The following is a 17,426-nucleotide window of genomic DNA, read 5'->3' on the forward strand; positions in this document are numbered from 1 at the left end:
ACCTTCCAGGTGCTACCACGGGTAACACCCTCGCCGGTACCGTCCTGACACTTCGTCTAAGAGCGGCACGGGGTGCGGGCACGGTGGGACGACCGTGACCTCGCGCCGTCGGCCTCTCCCCCACCGGCCTGGCCCCACCAGGCCGTCAGCCGACCGAGCCGCAAGGTGAGGCTCGGCCTCCCCGACCCCGGAGGTCCGTCATGCCCGCATCCGCCCGCATACTGGCCGTCGCCGTCACGACCGCCGCCTGCCTCGGCGGCACGGCGCTCCCCGCCGGCGCCGTGCCGCAGACCGACACAGTGGTCTCCCGAGGTGTCACGATTCCGGAGTTCTACACCCCGCCCGCCACGCTGCCCGCCACCGACGGCTCCCTGGTGCGCAGCGAACCGCTCCCCCTGGCGCTCAGCCTGCCCGGCGTCGACGGGCCGCTGCCCGGCGCCGCCACCCGCCTGATGTACAAGTCCACCGACTCCAACGGCGAGCCCATGGCGGTCACCGGCGCCTACATCGAACCCACCGCCGCCTGGCACGGCCCGGGCGACCGGCCGCTGGTGGCCGTGGCGCCCGGCACCATGGGCCAGGGCGACCAGTGCGCCGCATCCCTCGGCCTGGAACACCCTCTGACCCTCAACGGCCGGACGGTGTCCATCGGTTACGAGGACCTGGCGATCTACCGGCTCCTGGCCAAGGGCATCGCCGTCGTCGTCACCGACTACTCCGGACTGGGCACGACGGACCGGCTGCACACCTACGTCAACCGGGTGGACGAGGGCCACGCGGTGCTCGACGCCGTCCGGGCCGCGCGCTCGCTCGGCGGTACGTCGATCACGCCCGCCTCCCGCGTGGGTCTGTTCGGATACAGCCAGGGCGGCGGCGCCACCGCGTCCGCCGCCGAGCTCCAGCCCACCTACGCTCCCGAGATCACCCTCTCCGGGACCTACGCGGGCGCTCCGCCGGCCGACCTGGTCGAGGTCACCAAGGCCATCGACGGCAGCGAGCTGGCAGGCGCCCTGGGCTGGTCGGTCAACGGCTTCCTGGAGTCCGACCCCGCCCTGAAGCCGATCGCCGACGCCCATCTCAACGCGGCGGGCAAGGCGGCGCTCAAGGATCTGTCGACCATGTGCGTGGGCGACGCGCTCTTCTCCTACGGGGGTGCGCACAGCACCAGTTGGACCACCGACAGCCGGACCATCAGCGACATCATCCAGTCCGAGCCCGCACTGACGGACTTCCTGGACAAGCAGCGCATCGGCACCCTGAAACCCGCGTCACCCGTACGGCTGGCGACCGGCACCAGCGACAACCTCGTACCGCACGCACAGGCCCGCCGGCTCGCCGTCGACTGGTGCGCCAAGGGCGCCGACGTGACGTACAAGCCGGTCGCCCTGCCGAGCCTGGGCAGCGCCCTGATCAACCACTTCGCTCCACTGCTCACCGACCAGGGCGACGCGATCTCCTGGCTGGCCGACCGCTTCGACGCCAAGCCGGCCACGTCCGACTGCTCCGCGCTGCCCGGCCTGTCCTGACCGCTGTGGCGGACCGACGGGCGCCTCGCCCGTCGGCCCGCCACAGCAGGGTTCCCGCGACTACGCGGCCAGGGTCTCGGCCGCCCGCGCCATCCCTTCACGGTCGGCGCGGTACTGCTCCATGAGCAGATCCGCCGTGCTCAGCGCCTGCTCGACGGTGCGGGAGGCGGTCATCACGCACAGCGTGTAGGTCACGTCCTCCAGGACGCGGCTGCTACGACCGGTAGGACACACGTCGTGCTCGATCCGCGCCTGGGCGAACTGAGCCAGCACCGTACGCAGTTCCTTCTCCGCCGGCACCATCATGGCGATTCCCCTCTTCAGCACAGCACAGCTCGCGCGTGGACGGACGCCACCGCGAGAATCCCGAGTTCATCAGTGACGTCTTCGTCACCGGACGACGCCGAGCGGCGTCGGGTACACCCCCAAGTGCCCCGCCACGGGTGATACATACCTTCACAGGCCAAACATCCGCCACATGGCGCAACGGACCGGGTTCGGACACACACCGCGGCCCCGAGGCGATCGAAGCACTCGGGGCCGCGTCTGCGCGTTGTGGGAGTGAAGGGCGGTCGCCTACGCGGCGAAAGGCAATGCAGGGCTTCAGCCGGACGATCTTCCCTGCATGCAATACGTGAGGCCCGGGGACACTGTCCCCTCCACTCCCACGGTCGTCATAACGCACCCACCCGGCCGGACATTCCCGCCCGCGGGAGTGCGGTCACATACGGGAGTCCGCCTCGCCGTCACCGTCCGTGCGCCGGCCGTCACGCTGATGGCCACGGCGCGCGTCACGGTCGAAGATGCCCACCGCCGGATACCGCGGCGCCATGTCGGACGCCGGCCCCCGGGAACCCGCCCGCCTCACGTCTCCCGCTCCGGTGCGTACGCCGCCTCCGCGATCCCGAACGTCCAGGCCACGCCCGCCTTCGCCGTGCGGGTCGACGGTGGTACCCGTAGCCAGTACGTGCGCCGGGTCCCGTCCGGTTCCGGCGTGGAATTGAGGACCTCCACCATCACCACGGGTTCGTCCTCGACCAGGTCGATCCGCCACAGGGTGCCCGTCTCGTCCCGATGCACGGGACGGGCGCCCGAGTCGGCGAGATAGCGGTCGTAGCCGTAGTACTCCAGCATCACGCGCCGCAGTTCGGCGTTCTCCTCGGAGCGGATCCGCTCCGGCGTGAGCGTGGGCAGTTCGGCGAGGAAGGCCGCCGGCACGGGCATGCCGCGCCAGGCGTGCAGGGCGAAGCCGTCGGGGTAGGCGAGCGCCGGGCCGTCACCGTGATCGAGACGCCCGGCCTCGTCGCGGTGCAGGGCCACGGGCCGCTCCGACAGGACGGCGACACGGGCGAAGGGCCACCACCAGCCTGCGCTGCGGCACACCTGGCTCAGCGCTCCGAGCGGACCGTCGTCGGCCGCGAACGCGGCGAGCCACGGCGCGTCGTGCTGTCCGAGCACGGCGTCCAGAAGGACCAGGCGGACCTCCGCCGCCTCCTTGCCCGTGTCCCGCCCGGCCAGTTCCTCGATGACGCCGGCGCGAATCCGGTCCACGAGCGCTTGAGTGGAATCCCACAGCCGTCCGCCCGTCGCCGCCCAGTGCGCGGACCAGCCCGCGGCGCCCAACTCGGCGCGCAGCCTGCGTCTTTCACCTGCCCAAGGCGCGCTTCGGACGGCGTCCCGCGCACTCGGCCCGCGGTCCGCCAGTGCACGGATCAAGGTGACGGCCGCCCGCGGCGAACCCACCCAGACCACACGCTCCGGTTCCGCGAGCCCCGCCAGCCGGTACGCCCGCCGCACGCCCTCCTCGGCGGCGGCGCGATCGGCGGGACCGGTCGCGGACGCCCACGCGCGCCACGGGCCAAGCTCGCCGGAGGAGCCACTCCCCACCACGGCCGCCTCGATGTCTGTCACGCTCATGTGCCCCTCCACCCTTCGCAGTTCAGTCCGCCACGATCCGCACGGACCCGGGCACGTACTCGCGCTGCCGGATCACCCGGAACCACCCCTTGGGCAGTGCGATCGTCGCGTGCTCCTCGTGCACCACCCGGCCGCCCTGGGGAAGGTGCAGCAGCAGCGGCCCGAACGAACCCGTCTCCCGCACCAACTCCCCTGGCCCGACGACCGCGTGGGCATGCCCCGTCACCTCGCCCAGCGCCAGCACCAACCGGCCTCGCCCGTCGCGCCGCTCCCTCGGGGCGTGCGCCACATGCGCCGGCACCGCCCCCTCCGCGACCGGCACGATCAGCACGTCTCCCTGTCGGTACATGGCTGTCCCCTCACCGCCGGGTGCACCGCGCACCGGCCTCATGACCACGACCGTAGGGGCCGCCACTGACAACCCCCCGAGTCCCGCCCCGGCGGGGGGTGTTGTCAGTGGCTGTTGGTAGAACTGCGGACATCACAGACCGCACACTCTTTCTCCTCAGGAGCGGCCGCATGACCATCGGTGACCACCTCCACGCGCTGTACCGGCTGCCTGCACACACGTTTCCGGGACCGGACGGGCGGACGGAGGGCCTGCCCGAAGCGGACGCCGTCGCCTGGCGGATCACCAGCGACGTGTACGACGCCAACGAGGAGTGGCCGGACGCCTTCGCCCGGTTCTGCTCGGCCGTCGACACCACGCGGGTACGGGCCCTGATCGTCGGCGCCTGGCAGGAGGCCTACGACACCGCCCCGTCCTCGGTCATCGAGGCCCTGCTCGCCGCCCGGGACCGTTTCCCCGCAATGCGCGGGCTGTTCCTCGGCGACATGGTGATGGAGGAGTGCGAGATCTCCTGGATCAACCAGACCGACGTCACCCCGCTGCTCGCCGGCTTCCCCGCCCTTGAGGAGTTCGGAGTCCGCGGGGGGTCGGGGCTGGGGTTCACCGCGCTGAGCCACGGCGCGCTGCGCAAACTCGTCGTGGAGACAGGCGGGTTGCCCGTCGAGGTGGTGCGCGGCATCGGCGCGAGCGACCTGCCCGCCCTGATCCACCTCGACCTGTGGCTCGGCACGCCCGACTACGGCGGCGACAGCGAGGCCGCCGACCTGGAGCCGATCCTGTCGGGCGGGCGGCTGCCGCGCCTGCGTCATCTGGCCCTGCGCAACAGTGAGATGCAGGACGCGGTGGCCGCGGCCGTCGCCGCCGCACCGGTCGTGGACCGCCTCGAGGTGCTGGACCTGTCCATGGGCGTCCTGACCGACGAGGGCGCCGGCGCGCTCCTGAGCGGTCAGCCCCTCACCCATCTGAAGAAGCTCGATCTGCACCACCACTACCTCAGCAAGCCCGTCGAGGACCGCGTACGGCAGACCTTGGAGCCCGCGGGCGTGGAGGTCGACCTCGACCGCGACGACGCGGAGGAGGACACCGAGGACGACGGCACGGTCTGGCGCTACGTCGCCGTGGGCGAGTGAACACATCTCCCATGGCTCTGCCCGTCTCTCCCGGCGGGCCGCGGTTCGCCGTGGTCGGCAACCCGGAGAACCGCCGGGTGTCCCTGTTCGCGGACGCTGTGCGGGCGACCGGCCTGCCCGGCCCGCGCGTCGTCGCCTGGACGGACGTCCTGCGCGAGAGGGGAGCCGGCTTCGCCCCCGACGAGATCGTCCGGATCGACTCCCCCGGTGAGAACCCGGAGGTCGACCGCATGCTGCGGGGCACCCAGGACCCCACCCGGGTCGAGGGCTCGGCCCGCTGGTACGCCGGCTTCACCGCCGCGCTGCGCACCCTGCGCGGCGGCATCCGCCTCGACGACCCCGGCGATCTCGCCGTGCTCTTCGACAAACGCGCCTGCCACGCGATGCTCGACGCGGCGGGTGTCCCGGTGCCCGCCTCGCCCACCTCGGGCCCCGCCGGCGCACCGGTGCGGGGCTGGGACGACGTCAGGGCGCTGATGCGCGAGCACCGTATGCCGCGGCTGTTCGTCAAACCCGCCCATGGGTCCTCGGCGTCGGGGGTCCTGGCCGTCGAGACGGGCGGCGGCCGGATCAGGGCCACCACATCCGTCGAACTCGCCGCGGACGGCGGCCTCTACAACTCCCTCAGAGTGCGCCGCTACGACAGCGAGCGCGACGTCGCCGTCATCGTCGACGCGCTCGCGTCCGACGGGCTGCACCTCGAACGCTGGGTGCCCAAGGCATCCCAGCAGGGCCGGGCCGCCGACCTGCGCGTGGTCGTCGTGGCAGGCCGGGCCACCCACGCCGTGGTCCGCACCAGCCGTACGCCCCTGACCAACCTGCACCTCGGCGGCAGGCGCGGGGAACTCGCCGCCGTCCGCGAGGCCGTGGAGGCGGCGGGCGCCCGCTGGTCGGACCTGCTGGAGGTGTGCGAGCGCGCGGCGTCCTGCTTCCCGCGCACCCTGTGCCTCGGCGTGGACCTGCTGCCGGCCGTCGGCTGGCGCAGGGCGTTCGTCGGCGAGGTCAACGCCTTCGGCGACCTGCTGCCCCGTCTGACCGGACTGCCCGGCAGCGGCGCGGAGGGGCAGGACACCTACGCCGCGCAGGTGGCGGCCGCTCTGCGCGCACCCGCCCCACCCGCCGCGGCGCCCGCTCCACCCGTACAGAACAGGAACACCCCATGCCTGAACCCGATATGAACGAGGTCGTCGGCCACGACGACATCCTTCTGGTCACCCTCGACACCCTGCGCCACGACGTGGCCGTCGAGCTCGCGGCCGCCGGGCGCATCCCGCATCTCGCCCGCCATCTGCCCGGCGGCCGCTGGGAGAAGCGCCACGCGCCGGGCAGCTTCACCTACGCGTCGCACCAGGCGATCTTCGCGGGCTTCCTGCCCACCCCGGCCGAACCCGGGCCGCACCCACGGCTGTTCGCGGCGAGCTTCGCCGGCAGCGAGACCACCGCCGGCGGCACGTTCGTCTACGACACCCCGGAGTTCGTCTCGGGGCTCGCCGAGGCCGGCTACCGCACCGTCTGCATCGGAGGCGTCGGCTTCTTCAACAAGCAGGGCCCGCTCGGCACCGTACTGCCCGGCCTCTTCCAGGAGTCGCACTGGGAGCGGGAGTTCGGCGTCACCTCGCCGCACTCCTTCGAGAACCAGGTCGCCCGCGCCGAGAAGGTGCTGGCCGAACTCCCCGCGGAACAGCGGCTGTTCCTCTTCGTGAACGTCTCCGCCCTGCACCAGCCCAACTGGTTCCACCTGCCCGGCGCGACTCGCGAGGCCGGTGACACCCGCGAGACGCACGCCGCCGCCCTGGAGTACGTCGACCGGCACATCGGCCGCCTCTTCGCCGCCGCGAGCTCCCGGCGCCGCTGCTTCGCGATCGTCTGCTCCGACCACGGCACCGCGTACGGCGACGACGGCTACACCGGCCACCGCCTCGGCCACGAGTCCGTGTGGACCGTGCCGTACGCCCACTTCTTCCTCGACCCCGCCGAGGCCGTCCGATGACCACCGCCCAGCTCACCAGCCGGTACCAGCACTATGTGTACGCCTATCCGCACAAGACGGCCTACCGCCGGCTGCTCGACCGGCCCGCGCTGCGGTCCCTGTGGGCCACGGAGGACAAGAGCGCCCTCTCCCTCTATCTGCACATACCGTTCTGCGAGGTCCGCTGCGGCTTCTGCAACCTCTTCACCCGCATCGGCGCCCCCGACGGGCTGACCGGCGCCTACCTCGACGCCCTTGAGCGGCAGGCGGACGCCGTGCGTGAGGGGCTCGGGGAAACGGACCAAGTACGGTTCGCCACCGCCGCGTTCGGCGGGGGCACCCCCACCTTCCTCACCGCGACCGAGCTGGCACGCCTCTGCGACATCGCGGAGCACCGCATGGGCGCCGACCTCCGTGCGATACCGCTCTCCGTCGAGGCCTCGCCCGCCACGGCCACCGCCGACCGGCTCGCCGTGCTGGCCGAGCGCGGCACCACCCGGCTCAGCCTCGGCGTCCAGAGCTTCGTCGACACCGAGGCCAGGGCCGCCGTACGCCCGCAGCGCCGCGCCGACGTCGAGGCCGCGCTCGCCCGGATCCGGGACGCCGCCATCCCGGTCCTCAACATCGACCTGATCTACGGCATCGACGGCCAGACCGAGCAGACCTGGCTCCGCTCCCTCGACGCGGCACTCGCCTGGCGGCCCGAGGAGCTCTACCTCTACCCGCTCTACGTCCGGCCCCTGACCGGCCTCGACCGTCACCGCGGCGACAGGGGTCCCGACCCGGCCTGGGACGCCCAGCGACTGCGTCTGTACCGCGCGGGCCGCGACCACCTCCTCGCGCGGGGCTACACCCAGCAGTCGATGCGGATGTTCCGCCGGTCCGGCGCCCCGCAGCAGGGCGCCGACGACTACGCCTGCCAGACCGACGGCATGATCGGCCTGGGCTGCGGCGCCCGCTCATACACGGCCGGACTGCACTACTCCTTCGACTACGCGGTCGGCATGCACGAGATCCGCGGGATCATCGACGACTACGTCGCCACGACCGACTTCGCGCACGCCGAGGTCGGCCACCGCATGGACGCGCACGAGTCTCGGCGCCGCCACCTGCTCCAGTCCCTCCTCCAGGCCGAGGGGCTGCCCGTCGACGACTACCGCGCCCGCTTCGGTGCCGGTCCCTTCGACGACTTCGGCGCGGAACTCCTGCGCCTCGCCGACCGCGGCTGGCTGGCCGACGCCGACTCCGCGCACCTGCGGCTCACCCCGGAGGGACTCGCCCACTCCGACGCCGTCGGGCCCGAGCTGTTCTCCCCCGCCGTCCGGGCCGCCATGGCCGCCTACGAGAGGAAGTGACCGGCCCACCATGGATCTGACCGTGCTCTACCGCGGTCCGCTCGCCTCCTGCGACTACGACTGCCCCTACTGCCCGTTCGCCAAGCGGCGCGACTCGACCGCCCAGCTCCGCGCCGACCGCGCCGCCTTGGAGCGCTTCGCACACTGGGCCGCACACAGCGAGGACCAGCTCTCGCTGCTCTTCACGCCATGGGGCGAGGGCCTGGTCCGCTCCTGGTACCGGCGCATCCTCGCGGAACTGTCGCACCTGCCGCACATCCGTCGGGTCGCCATCCAGACCAACCTCAGCTGCCGCACCGACTGGCTCGCCGAGGCCGACCCCGGCACCCTCGCCCTGTGGTGCACCTACCATCCGGGCCAGACGCCCTACGACCGCTTCCTCGCCAAGTGCCGCGACCTCACCGAGCGCGGAGTCCGCTTCAGCGTCGGCGTCGTGGGCCTGCCCGAACACCTGGAGGCGGCCCGACGGCTACGCGTCGACCTGCCCGAACACGTCTACCTGTGGATCAACGCCGCCGAGGGCCGCACCTACGGGGACACCGAGGCCGGTGAGTGGACCGCGCTCGATCCCCTCTTCCCGTACAGCCGCCATCCGCACGCCAGCGCAGGACTGCCCTGCCGCACCGGCGAGTCCGTGATCTCGGTGGACGGCGACGGCACGGTCCGCCGCTGCCACTTCGTCCGCGCCGAACTCGGCAATCTCTACGACGGCTCGTACCGCGCCGCCCTGCGCCCCCGCCCGTGCCCGCTGGCGGTCTGCGACTGCCACATCGGTTACGTCCACCTGGAGACCCTGCCGCTGTACGACGTCTTCGCGGGCGGCGTCCTGGAGCGCGTCCCGGCCCGGCCCACCGCAGTCCTGGCAAGATGACGGCATGGAACGAGTGCTTGGAATCGGTGGGTACTTCCTGCGGGCCACCGACCCCGCAGTCCTGAGTGGGTGGTACCGCGACTGCCTGGGTCTGGACGCCGACGACAAAGGCGTGTGGCATCAGGAAACCGGACCGACGGTGTTCGCGGCCTTCGAGTCCGGGACCGACTACTTCGGCTCACGCACCCAGCAGACGATGCTCAACTTCCGCGTCCGCGACCTGGACGCGATGCTCGCACAACTCCGGGCCAAGGGAGCGGACGTGGCCGAGGAGACTCAGGAGATGGACGGCATCGGACGATTCGGCTGGGTCACCGACCCGGACGGCAACCGGATCGAACTGTGGCAGCCCTTCTGATCACGTCCTGCGCGAGGAGGGAAGCAGCAACCGGAGCTGCGGCTTCCCTCCTCGCGACGGCGCTACGTCACAGCGTGGCGCTCGTCGACTCCCCGGACGCGCTGCCCGCGAGCCACTGGTCCCAGCTCAGGTTGAACGAGGCGTAGCCGTTGTCGGCCGGGGCCTTGGCCCGGGGGGAGCCGGTGATGGTGATGGGATCGCCCTGCTTGACCTGGCCGTAGAACCACTTGGCGTCCGACATGGACAGGTGGACGCAGCCGTGCGAGCCGCGGGCGCTGCCGCTGCCCGGGTTCGGGTCACCGGTCGAGTAGTGCACGTACGTGCCGGACTGGGTGAGGTGGACGTCCCAGGGGAGCGTCAGGTCGTAGTAGTTCGGGCTGCCCTTGTCGCAGCTGATGCCGACGCTGCAGGAGGTCATGTGGACCTTCTTCTGCTTGTCGATGACGGCCATGGTGCCGTTCCACGTCGGGTACTCGGCGCTGCCGGCGTTGATCGAGAGGGTGCGCACGGCCTGGCCGTTGCGGGTCACCTTCATGGTGTGGCCGGTCACCGAGACGTTCGCGCGCACGTCGTCGCCGACCTTGAACGTGTGCGTGTATGCGTGCACGCCGTAGCGGCCGTTGCCGTTGCTGACGTCCTTCATGTCGGCGTCGATCTTCACCGTCGTACCGGTGGGCCAGTACGTCTTCGGACGCCAGTCGGCCCGCCGGTCGCCGAACCAGTGCCAGGCGCCGGCCACCGGCTGCGAGGCGCTGACCTTCATGTGCTTCTCGACCGTGGCGCGGGCCTTGGCCGCGACCGGGTTCGTGAAGATCACCGATATCGGCATGGCCACGCCGACCGTGGTTCCCGTCTGCGGGGTTATCGTCTCCAGCAGCATCGGCGGGCCCTTGGGCTTCGTCGGTGACGGCGAGGCGCTCGCGCTCGGCTTCCCCGTCGCCTTTGCGTCGTCCCCGCTCGCCTTGTCACTGCCGCCACCGCAGGCACTCGTGCCCACCAGCATCGCGACCGTGACCAATGCGATCCCTATGCCGCCCTTGCGCCCTCGCACGCCCTGCCCCACTCTCTTGCTTGCTCTCCAGCCCGGATGAACCCTGCTTACCGTCAGAGTGCACCAACGTGGATGGCAGTTTCCCGAACTGCGTAAAGCATGCGTCAAAAATCAGACCGCATGCTCGGTTCTCCACCCCCACACGGTGAGCATGCCTGCCGACAGCGCGGCGCATGCGTCCGAGTCCAGATAGCGGACCGCCTCGTCGACGGCCGCGTCGTCGACCAGCCCGGTGGCCAGCATCGCCGCCCTGCTCCGCTCCCAGGTGTCCGCCCAGAAGCGGCTGATGGGGCTGCCGGGCAGCAGGGGCGGCACATGGATCTCCGCGGCGACGGACGCGAGCCCGGCCCCGCGCAGCAGTTGAGGGTAGGACAGCGCCGAGGTGGCGTCGGTGCCGATCGTGTCGCGCAGCCCCTTCCACATCGCCCGCATCGCCGCGGTGTACGGCGTGGTGGGCGTACGGTCGCTGGTCAGGTCGACCGCGTCGCTGATCACCAGTACCCCGCCGGGCGCGACGAGTTGGGCCAGTGCCGTGATCAGCCGCTCGCGTTCGGACAGGTGCATCAGCACGAAGCGCGCGTGGACCAGACGGAATTGCCCCTGGACGAAGTCCGGGGCGGTGACGTCGGCCTCCAGCACGTCGAGCCGTGGCGTGCGCCGCTCGCTGAGGAAACGTACGTCGCGGTCCACGGCGAGCACGCTCGCGGCACCGGCTTCGCTCAGCAGCCGGCGAGCGATCGTGCCCGTGCCCGCACCCACCTCGAGGCAGCCCCACCCCGGCCCGACCCCCAGCGCCCGCAGCCGCGCCCAGGTGATGTCGTCGTAGGCGAGGGCGCCGTAGTCGATGCGCTCGCCCTCGCCCGCCCGCTCGGGGCGGAAGACGGACTCGCCGTAACGCCCGTCGCCCGGCGCGTTCCCGCGCGGGTCCGCGGTCACGCGAGATCCCTGTCGATCAGTTCCATCAGTGCCATGGCCGGACCTCTCCACACGGGCGGGGCGGTGCCGTGCGGCCCGTTCCGAGGCCGCCGCCCACCGATCCTCCCCAGGCGGCCGCGCACACGACCGAGGCGCGCCGTGCCTGGGCCGATCGGCCCACAGGGCACGCCGGACCCCGTCGGACGCGCACCGCCGCAAGGTCGTGGGTCACGCCTTGGCGCCCGCCAGGCCCGCGGTGACGACGACCGCGGCGAGATCGCCGGTCCTGCTGCGGCCGAGCCGGACGACGCCGCCGGACTCGGCCGGAAACGTGACCAGGTCCGCTTGTTGCGACTCGTCGCGCACTCGCTCGCACCAACCGGGCAACCGCTCGGTGTGACGCGATGCGGGTATTCCGTCCACGAACGTGCGAAACGGGGCGGTCAGGGTCGTCCACGCGCCCGCATCGGAGAAGCAACCGACATTGGCATCGACCCGATGGCCATGGCCTTGGCTGAAAAACGAGCCCTGCAGTCGACAGGTCGACTGCAGGGCTTGCGGCTGACGGCTGTTCAGGCGCTGCTGCCACCGCCCGTGCCGATGAGCCGGCCGACGAAGTCGACGGTGGCGCCGCCGAATTGGAGGAGGCCACTGCCCATCGTGCCGCCGACAGGGGCGGTGCCGCCCGGTGTCGGGGTGATCTGTCGTACGACGGACGGGCGGGACGTGGCTGCGGCCGGGCCGACCGCGGTGATGACGGCGATACCCGCCACGACGGCAGCGGTGGCCGCCCGAGCCAGAGGCTTGAGGTCCATTGTCAGTCTCCTGAGAGCACCGGAATCATGAGCTCTGTGAGGATAAGTTCCGGTTTCTGCTCATTCCCGGCAACGCGCCCGGCAGCTCAGGCGCCGATCTGCGCGGCAGGCGGTTCGGGGAGATCGTCGAGGAAGTCCGCCGTGGGGACGTGGAAGAGTGAGCCCGTGAGCGGTGTGGAGAAGTCCAGGATGCGATCGTGCGCGGCGTCCTGCGTGCCCAGGAACATCCGCTCCAGCATCGTCTCCGTGACCGCGGGGGTGCGGGCGTAGCCGATGAAGTAGGTGCCGAACTCACCTCTGCCGACGGTGCCGAACGGCATGTTGTCCCGGAGGATCTCGCGTTCCGTGCCGTCGGGCTCGGTGATGCTGGTGAGGGCGACGTGCGAGTCGGCCGGCTTGACCTTGTCGTCGAGCTCGATGTCGTTCAGCTTCCGCCGGCCGATGACGCGCTCCTGCGTCTCGACGGGGAGCGCGTTCCACGCTTCGAGGTCGTGCACGTACTTCTGGACGATGACGTAGCTGCCACCGGCGAAGTCCGGATCCTCGTCCCCGATCAGGACGGCAGCGCGTGCGGGGGAGCCGGTGGGGTTCTCCGTGCCGTCGACGAAACCGAGCAGGTCGCGCTTGTCGAGATACTGGAAGCCGTGCACCTCGTCCCGGACGGTCACCGCCTCGCCGAGCCGGGCCATGATCTCCGTGGCGAGCGCGAAGCACAGGTCCAGACGTGCGGCGCGGATGTGGAAGAGCAGGTCGCCGGGTGTCGACACGGCGCGGTGCACCGGTCCGTTCAGCTCGCGGAAGGGGTGCAGTTCCGCGGGGCGGGGCCCGGCGAACAGCCGGTCCCACGCCTGTGAGCCGATACCGGTGACACAGCTGAGCCTGCCTTCGGGCTCGGCGCGGAATCCCACGGCCCGCTGCAGGGAGCTCACGTCGGACAGCACATCCCGGGTGACCGCTTCCCCGCCGGGGTCGATGGTCGCGACGAGGAAGATCGACGCGCTGGTGAGAGGGGACAGAACCAACTGCGGCGTCGGTGCCGACGCGTCTTCGGCCATGCGTCCTGCCCTTCCCGATCATCGTCTGCGCTCATGCCGACTCTAGGATGCGCCGCCCGGCATCGCAGCCCGATCCGTCACGTGCGTCTGCGGGACGCGACCGGTCCGAACCGGCGGTGCGTGACGGAGCGTCAGAACCCCGGCGGGGAGAGCGGCGGACCGAAGATCTTGTCGAAGACGGGCAGGACCGCCCGCAGCGCCGCACGCTCGTCGGGGGTCAGCGCCGCCATCCGCTCCGCCAGCAGGCCGTTCCGCCTCGCCCGCACCTCCTCGACGATCCGCCGGCCCGCGGCCGTGATCTGCACGGTGCTCCCCTTGCGGGCGGGACCGGACCGGCTGACCCACCCCGCCGCCTCCATGCGGTTGACGAGCTGCGTCATGGTCGGCGGCTGCACACCCTCGGCCTGGGCGAGCTGCCCGACACTCATCGCGCCGCCGCTGAGCAGACTCAGCGCGGACCCTTGCGCGGTCGTGACGGGCAGGTCGGCCGCATCACGGCGGACCGCCTGACCGATCCGCAGCAGCCGCTTGCGCGTCTCGTCCGTCAGCTCGTCCATCCCTCGGCCGTCCCCATCGATCGGTGTTTTATAGTTAGGCTACCTATAAAACCTGGGGATGGCATGGCGATACGCGAACACAGCAGCCGCAAGGTCGTGCTCCTGGCGATGTGCCTGGGGCTCATGCTGAGCATGTTCAACTCGACGATGGTGAACGTGGCCCTGCCGGACCTGGGCAGCTCACTCCACGCCTCGGACACGTCCCTGCAGTGGGTCGCCACCCTCTACACGCTGACGTACGCCGCCGCCCTGCTACTCGGCGGAGCACTCGGAGACCGATGGGGACGCCGTACCGCCTTCCTGCTCGGCGTCCTCGTCTTCAGCGCCGGATCCCTGTTGTGCACCGTCGCGCCGGTCATGGGCCTGCTGCTGGGGGCCAGAGCGGTGCAGGCGCTCGGAGCGGCGATCATGCTTCCGCAGACGCTGTCCATCCTGGTCCACGAGTTCACCGAGCCACGCGAGCGTGCCCGCGCGGTGGGCGCCTGGGCCGGTGTGGCCAGCCTGGGCCTCGCGGCCGGCCCGGTGGTCGGCGGGGCACTGCTCAGCATCACGACCTGGCGCGCCGCCTTCGCCCTCACGGTGCTGCTCGGCGCGGTCACCTGGCTGCTCGGCCGCAGGTCGGTCCCGGTGGAGCGGCACGGGCGCCCCGACGGACACCGGACGCTGGACGTGGCGGGCTCGGTCAGCGCCGCGATCACCCTCGCCGCACTGGTCTTCGCGCTCAGCGAGGGCGAGAACGCCGGCTGGTCGTCCGTCCGCGTGCTCGGGACCCTCGCACTGTCCGTCCTGGCCCTGGCCGGCTTCATAACCACGCAGCTGAACAAGGGCCGCAACGGCCGCCACCCCCTGATGCCGATGGGCGTCTGGCGAAGCCGTCCGTTCATCGCCGCCAATGTCGGCGGCTTCGCCTACTTCGCGGTCTTCTTCGGGGTGCTGTACTTCTACAGCCTCGATCTTCAGGACGAGCGCGGCTACTCGGTCCTCGCCGCCGGGCTCGCCTTCCTGCCCATGACCCTCGTCATGGCCCTGGTCGCCCCCGTCACGGGCAGGCTGATGGCGCGATACGGCGCAGCTCCCGTGATGATCGCCGGTCTGCTGGTCACCGCCGCCGGATCACTGCTGCTGGCGGCCGCCTCCGATGGCTCGCTCGCGGACATCGAGTGGCGTCTCGGCCTCGTCGGTGTCGGATGCGGGCTGCTCAGCTCCTCGATCAGCAACCTGGCGGTCTCCAGCGTGCCCGACCGGCTGAGCAACTCCGCCTCCGCCGTGCAGAACACCTTCCGGCAGATCGGCAGCACGCTCGGCGTGGCCGTACTCGGGATCATCGTCCGCGGCAGCGGCTCAGGATTCGCCATCGGCCTGCAGGAAGGCATGGCCGCCATCGGCTCCTTCCTCGCCGTGTGCGCGCTCGTCTCGCTCCTGCTCGTCCTCGGCTCACCCAAGACGCTCCGCACGCGCCGCGCCTGACCTCGGCCGCTTCACATCTCGGCCTGGATCGGGGTGATCGCCGTGGACTCGCTGCGCGGCCGCACCTACGATCCTCGGGCACTGATGGACACCACCCGCTCCAGCGCCTACTGGTACTCGGGCGGCCTGCATCTGCCCGCCGTGCTCGGCTGGGCCCTGGCCATCGTGGCCGGCCTGCTTTTCACCAGGGCCTCGACCAGTGCGAGCGACGTCTGGTTCGCGGGCCCGCTCTCCGAGACCTGGCTGGGCGTCAACGGCCTCGGCGGGGCCGTCGCGATGACCGTCGCCGCCGCGGTGTGCGCACTGTTCGGGCGCCGCGCGGACCCCGCCCCGAACGCCGGCGGCGAGCCCTCCTCCGCCCGCCTCCAGGGAGCCGAACGGTGACCGGCCGTGTCGTCCTCGCGGGGAACGTGATCGCCGATCTGCCCGATCGCGGCGGCGATGTCATCGGCACGCGCACCGAGGCGACATCCGGCGGCGGCTTCAACATGCTGACGGCGGCCCGCCGTCTGGGCACCGAGGCGGTCTACGCCGGTCTGCACGGCACGGGTCCGTACGGCGATCTCGTCCGCGCGGCGCTGGCCGCCGAACACATCGCCACGCTTCTGCCCGCCCGCACGGACCACGACACCGGTTTCACCGTGGCGCTGGTCGACTCCGGCGCCGAGCGGACCTTCGTGACCAGCTTCGGCGCCGAGGCCACCATGGCCCCGGCCGACGCGGCCGCCATCACGGCGCATCTGCGGTCCGACGACCTTTGTGCAGCTCTCCGGGTACGGGCTGGTCCTGCCGGGCAACGGTCCGCTGCTGTCGGGGCTCGCGGCCGAGCTGCCCGCCGGCACCACCCTCTGCTCGATCCGGGCCCCCTGGTCGCGGTCATTCCCGAAAGCGTCCTCGCCCGTGCCGACTGGCTCAGCGCCAACGCCCGCGAGGCCCGCATCATGACCGGACACGGACCCTCGCACCGCGGCGGCCGCTCTCGGGGAGCGGCCGGCGCCCGGGGCGGGAGTGCTCGTACGGGCGGACAAGGACGGCTGCTGGCTCTCCGCACCCGGCCAACCGCCGGTCCACGTACCGGGGTTCCCGGTCACGGCGGTCGACAGCAACGGCGCCGGCGACGCCCATGTCGGCGCGTTCCTCGCCCTCCTCGGCCAGGGCCACGACGCGCAGACGGCCGCGCGCGGCGCGAACGCGGCCGCGGCCTACGCAGTGACCCACCGAGGCCCCACCACCGCGCCCGGCCGGTCGGAACTGATCGCGTTCCTGGCCGCCGACCGCCTCACCGAGAAGCTCGCCCGCTCCGGGCCCCGCTGAACCCGAGAGGGCTCCGGAACGACGACGGACGAAGGACACCGAACGGCCGCCGCCAATTCAATGGCCGTTACATGAACCCGCCGTTCGCGGGGCCCCGGGCCGGTGAGATGATCACGAGGTGGGGGTGGAAGTGCTCGTTCGGCGCCGGACGCGTCGACCCGACACGCCGCGAACCGGCGTCCCTGATCAGCGAGTTGATCTCCCGCTCCCTCGGAAGGGAAGAAGCGTGTCCGTGTTTCAGCGCATTCTGGTCGCCGTCGATCCCAGCCCCGCCCGCCACTCCGCCGTACGACTGGCCGGTGAGATGGCGCAGCTGACGAACGCCGAGGTCCGTGTCGTACACGTCATCGCCTCGGCCGCCTCCGTCGCCGCGATCGTCCCGCTGGAGGACGACAGCGAGGCCAAGGCCGTCCTGGAGGACGCACTGGCGGCCCTGCGCGACAAGGGCGTCAAGGCCGAGGGGACCCTCGCGAGGGGACTCACCACCCAGGTGGCGACCGCCATATCCGACACGGCGGAGGAGTTCGGCGCCGACCTCGTCGTCCTCAGCCCCCATCACCGGGGCGCGGTCGAGGCACTGTTCCAGCCCCGCGTCAGCGACGCAGTCGCACACCGGACCGGCGCGGCGGTCCTGCTGGCCCCCGAGAATTCCGAAGAGGCCTGACCCTGGAGGCGGCCCCGGGGGGGGGGGGGGGGGGCCCCGGGCCCCCCCCCCCCCCCCGGGCCCCCCCCCCCCCCCCGGCCCCCCGCGCCCCCCCCCCGCGCCCGCGCGCCGGC

General features: G+C 71.8%; 20 protein-coding genes and 1 pseudogene. 12 read left to right on the top strand and 9 right to left on the bottom strand.

Features of this window, described 5'->3' with window-relative positions; all coding sequences use genetic code 11:
- Positions 1-200: 200 nt before the first annotated feature.
- Positions 201-1,526 carry an alpha/beta fold hydrolase gene (locus ACGFYN_RS18780; RefSeq protein WP_393866924.1) on the top strand — a complete coding sequence of 442 codons (1,326 nt, stop codon included), beginning with the start codon at positions 201-203 and terminating at the stop codon, positions 1,524-1,526.
- Between the two features lie 60 nt (positions 1,527-1,586).
- On the opposite strand, the gene ACGFYN_RS18785 is transcribed toward ACGFYN_RS18780, so the two are convergent.
- From ACGFYN_RS18785 to ACGFYN_RS18795, 3 genes are all read right to left on the bottom strand, one after another.
- On the bottom strand, positions 1,587-1,832 hold the full coding sequence (locus ACGFYN_RS18785; RefSeq protein WP_393866925.1) for a DUF5133 domain-containing protein: 246 nt from the start codon (positions 1,830-1,832) through the stop codon (positions 1,587-1,589).
- Between the two features lie 558 nt (positions 1,833-2,390).
- Complete coding sequence (locus ACGFYN_RS18790; protein ID WP_393866926.1) at positions 2,391-3,443, bottom strand: DUF6745 domain-containing protein; 1,053 nt, start codon at positions 3,441-3,443, stop codon at positions 2,391-2,393.
- Between the two features lie 22 nt (positions 3,444-3,465).
- Positions 3,466-3,792 carry a hypothetical protein gene (locus ACGFYN_RS18795; protein WP_393866927.1) on the bottom strand — a complete coding sequence of 109 codons (327 nt, stop codon included), beginning with the start codon at positions 3,790-3,792 and terminating at the stop codon, positions 3,466-3,468.
- 170 nt (positions 3,793-3,962) lie between these two features.
- Here ACGFYN_RS18795 and ACGFYN_RS18800 point away from each other — a divergent pair, with 170 nt between their 5' ends.
- Genes ACGFYN_RS18800 through ACGFYN_RS18825 form a run of 6 tightly spaced genes read left to right on the top strand, consistent with a single transcriptional unit; the run spans position 3,963 to position 9,475 of the window.
- Positions 3,963-4,922, top strand: a complete 960-nt coding sequence (locus tag ACGFYN_RS18800; RefSeq protein WP_393866928.1) for an STM4015 family protein — start codon at positions 3,963-3,965, stop codon at positions 4,920-4,922.
- 11 nt (positions 4,923-4,933) lie between these two features.
- Positions 4,934-6,100 (top strand): STM4014 family protein, encoded by a 1,167-nt coding sequence (locus ACGFYN_RS18805; protein ID WP_393866929.1) that lies wholly within the window; start codon positions 4,934-4,936, stop codon positions 6,098-6,100.
- Positions 6,097-6,912: an STM4013/SEN3800 family hydrolase gene (locus ACGFYN_RS18810; RefSeq protein ID WP_393867126.1), complete on the top strand. Its 816-nt coding sequence runs from the start codon at positions 6,097-6,099 to the stop codon at positions 6,910-6,912. The genes ACGFYN_RS18805 and ACGFYN_RS18810 overlap by 4 nt, the downstream gene beginning before the upstream one ends.
- Positions 6,909-8,246 carry an STM4012 family radical SAM protein gene (locus ACGFYN_RS18815; RefSeq protein WP_393866930.1) on the top strand — a complete coding sequence of 446 codons (1,338 nt, stop codon included), beginning with the start codon at positions 6,909-6,911 and terminating at the stop codon, positions 8,244-8,246. The genes ACGFYN_RS18810 and ACGFYN_RS18815 overlap by 4 nt, the downstream gene beginning before the upstream one ends.
- A gap of 10 nt (positions 8,247-8,256) precedes the next feature.
- Positions 8,257-9,117: an STM4011 family radical SAM protein gene (locus tag ACGFYN_RS18820; protein ID WP_393866931.1), complete on the top strand. Its 861-nt coding sequence runs from the start codon at positions 8,257-8,259 to the stop codon at positions 9,115-9,117.
- Between the two features lie 4 nt (positions 9,118-9,121).
- Entirely contained in the window at positions 9,122-9,475 is a 354-nt protein-coding gene (locus ACGFYN_RS18825) for a VOC family protein (protein ID WP_393866932.1), read from the top strand.
- 67 nt (positions 9,476-9,542) lie between these two features.
- Here the strand turns inward: ACGFYN_RS18825 and ACGFYN_RS18830 are convergent, their stop codons facing one another.
- From ACGFYN_RS18830 to ACGFYN_RS18855, 6 genes are all read right to left on the bottom strand, one after another.
- Positions 9,543-10,478 (bottom strand): Ig-like domain-containing protein, encoded by a 936-nt coding sequence (locus ACGFYN_RS18830; RefSeq protein WP_393867127.1) that lies wholly within the window; start codon positions 10,476-10,478, stop codon positions 9,543-9,545.
- Between the two features lie 159 nt (positions 10,479-10,637).
- Positions 10,638-11,462, bottom strand: coding sequence for a class I SAM-dependent methyltransferase (locus ACGFYN_RS18835; protein WP_393866933.1), 825 nt, complete (start codon positions 11,460-11,462; stop codon positions 10,638-10,640).
- A gap of 207 nt (positions 11,463-11,669) precedes the next feature.
- A complete protein-coding gene (locus ACGFYN_RS18840) occupies positions 11,670-11,807 on the bottom strand; it encodes a hypothetical protein (RefSeq protein ID WP_393866934.1) in 138 nt (45 codons plus the stop codon).
- Positions 11,808-12,013: 206 nt separating this feature from the next.
- Positions 12,014-12,256, bottom strand: a complete 243-nt coding sequence (locus tag ACGFYN_RS18845) for a hypothetical protein (RefSeq protein WP_393866935.1) — start codon at positions 12,254-12,256, stop codon at positions 12,014-12,016.
- Between the two features lie 86 nt (positions 12,257-12,342).
- Positions 12,343-13,311, bottom strand: a complete 969-nt coding sequence (locus ACGFYN_RS18850; RefSeq protein ID WP_393866936.1) for a Dyp-type peroxidase — start codon at positions 13,309-13,311, stop codon at positions 12,343-12,345.
- 131 nt (positions 13,312-13,442) lie between these two features.
- Complete coding sequence (locus ACGFYN_RS18855) at positions 13,443-13,868, bottom strand: MarR family winged helix-turn-helix transcriptional regulator (RefSeq protein WP_393866937.1); 426 nt, start codon at positions 13,866-13,868, stop codon at positions 13,443-13,445.
- Positions 13,869-13,931: 63 nt separating this feature from the next.
- On the opposite strand from ACGFYN_RS18855, the gene ACGFYN_RS18860 reads away from it, so the two are divergent.
- The 5 genes and pseudogenes from ACGFYN_RS18860 to ACGFYN_RS18880 all read left to right on the top strand — a co-directional run bounded on the left by ACGFYN_RS18860 (position 13,932) and on the right by ACGFYN_RS18880 (position 17,313).
- Entirely contained in the window at positions 13,932-15,335 is a 1,404-nt protein-coding gene (locus ACGFYN_RS18860; protein ID WP_393866938.1) for an MFS transporter, read from the top strand.
- A 27-nt stretch (positions 15,336-15,362) separates the two neighbouring features.
- On the top strand, positions 15,363-15,719 hold the full coding sequence (locus tag ACGFYN_RS18865) for a cytosine permease (RefSeq protein WP_393867128.1): 357 nt from the start codon (positions 15,363-15,365) through the stop codon (positions 15,717-15,719).
- Between the two features lie 104 nt (positions 15,720-15,823).
- Positions 15,824-16,228 (top strand): annotated as a pseudogene (locus ACGFYN_RS18870) (PfkB family carbohydrate kinase); the annotation flags it as partial.
- Positions 16,229-16,343: 115 nt separating this feature from the next.
- Positions 16,344-16,649 carry a PfkB family carbohydrate kinase gene (locus ACGFYN_RS18875; protein WP_393866939.1) on the top strand — a complete coding sequence of 102 codons (306 nt, stop codon included), beginning with the start codon at positions 16,344-16,346 and terminating at the stop codon, positions 16,647-16,649.
- A 232-nt stretch (positions 16,650-16,881) separates the two neighbouring features.
- Positions 16,882-17,313 (top strand): universal stress protein, encoded by a 432-nt coding sequence (locus tag ACGFYN_RS18880; protein WP_393866940.1) that lies wholly within the window; start codon positions 16,882-16,884, stop codon positions 17,311-17,313.
- The last annotated feature ends 113 nt before the right edge of the window (positions 17,314-17,426 follow it).

The organism is Streptomyces sp. NPDC048419 (assembly GCF_043200415.1).
In the GTDB taxonomy this organism is placed as follows: domain Bacteria; phylum Actinomycetota; class Actinomycetes; order Streptomycetales; family Streptomycetaceae; genus Streptomyces.

Bases quoted from the DNA above. Each gene is read 5' to 3' on its own strand.
- ACGFYN_RS18780 (WP_393866924.1), top strand. From the start codon at position 201: ATGCCCGCATCCGCCCGCATACTGGCCGTCGCCGTCACGACCGCCGCC.
- ACGFYN_RS18785 (WP_393866925.1), bottom strand. From the start codon at position 1,832: ATGATGGTGCCGGCGGAGAAGGAACTGCGTACGGTGCTGGCTCAGTTC.
- ACGFYN_RS18790 (WP_393866926.1), bottom strand. From the start codon at position 3,443: ATGAGCGTGACAGACATCGAGGCGGCCGTGGTGGGGAGTGGCTCCTCC.
- ACGFYN_RS18795 (WP_393866927.1), bottom strand. From the start codon at position 3,792: ATGTACCGACAGGGAGACGTGCTGATCGTGCCGGTCGCGGAGGGGGCG.
- ACGFYN_RS18800 (WP_393866928.1), top strand. From the start codon at position 3,963: ATGACCATCGGTGACCACCTCCACGCGCTGTACCGGCTGCCTGCACAC.
- ACGFYN_RS18805 (WP_393866929.1), top strand. From the start codon at position 4,934: ATGGCTCTGCCCGTCTCTCCCGGCGGGCCGCGGTTCGCCGTGGTCGGC.
- ACGFYN_RS18810 (WP_393867126.1), top strand. From the start codon at position 6,097: ATGAACGAGGTCGTCGGCCACGACGACATCCTTCTGGTCACCCTCGAC.
- ACGFYN_RS18815 (WP_393866930.1), top strand. From the start codon at position 6,909: ATGACCACCGCCCAGCTCACCAGCCGGTACCAGCACTATGTGTACGCC.
- ACGFYN_RS18820 (WP_393866931.1), top strand. From the start codon at position 8,257: ATGGATCTGACCGTGCTCTACCGCGGTCCGCTCGCCTCCTGCGACTAC.
- ACGFYN_RS18825 (WP_393866932.1), top strand. From the start codon at position 9,122: ATGGAACGAGTGCTTGGAATCGGTGGGTACTTCCTGCGGGCCACCGAC.
- ACGFYN_RS18830 (WP_393867127.1), bottom strand. From the start codon at position 10,478: ATGCTGGTGGGCACGAGTGCCTGCGGTGGCGGCAGTGACAAGGCGAGC.
- ACGFYN_RS18845 (WP_393866935.1), bottom strand. From the start codon at position 12,256: ATGGACCTCAAGCCTCTGGCTCGGGCGGCCACCGCTGCCGTCGTGGCG.
- ACGFYN_RS18850 (WP_393866936.1), bottom strand. From the start codon at position 13,311: ATGGCCGAAGACGCGTCGGCACCGACGCCGCAGTTGGTTCTGTCCCCT.
- ACGFYN_RS18855 (WP_393866937.1), bottom strand. From the start codon at position 13,868: ATGGACGAGCTGACGGACGAGACGCGCAAGCGGCTGCTGCGGATCGGT.
- ACGFYN_RS18860 (WP_393866938.1), top strand. From the start codon at position 13,932: ATGGCGATACGCGAACACAGCAGCCGCAAGGTCGTGCTCCTGGCGATG.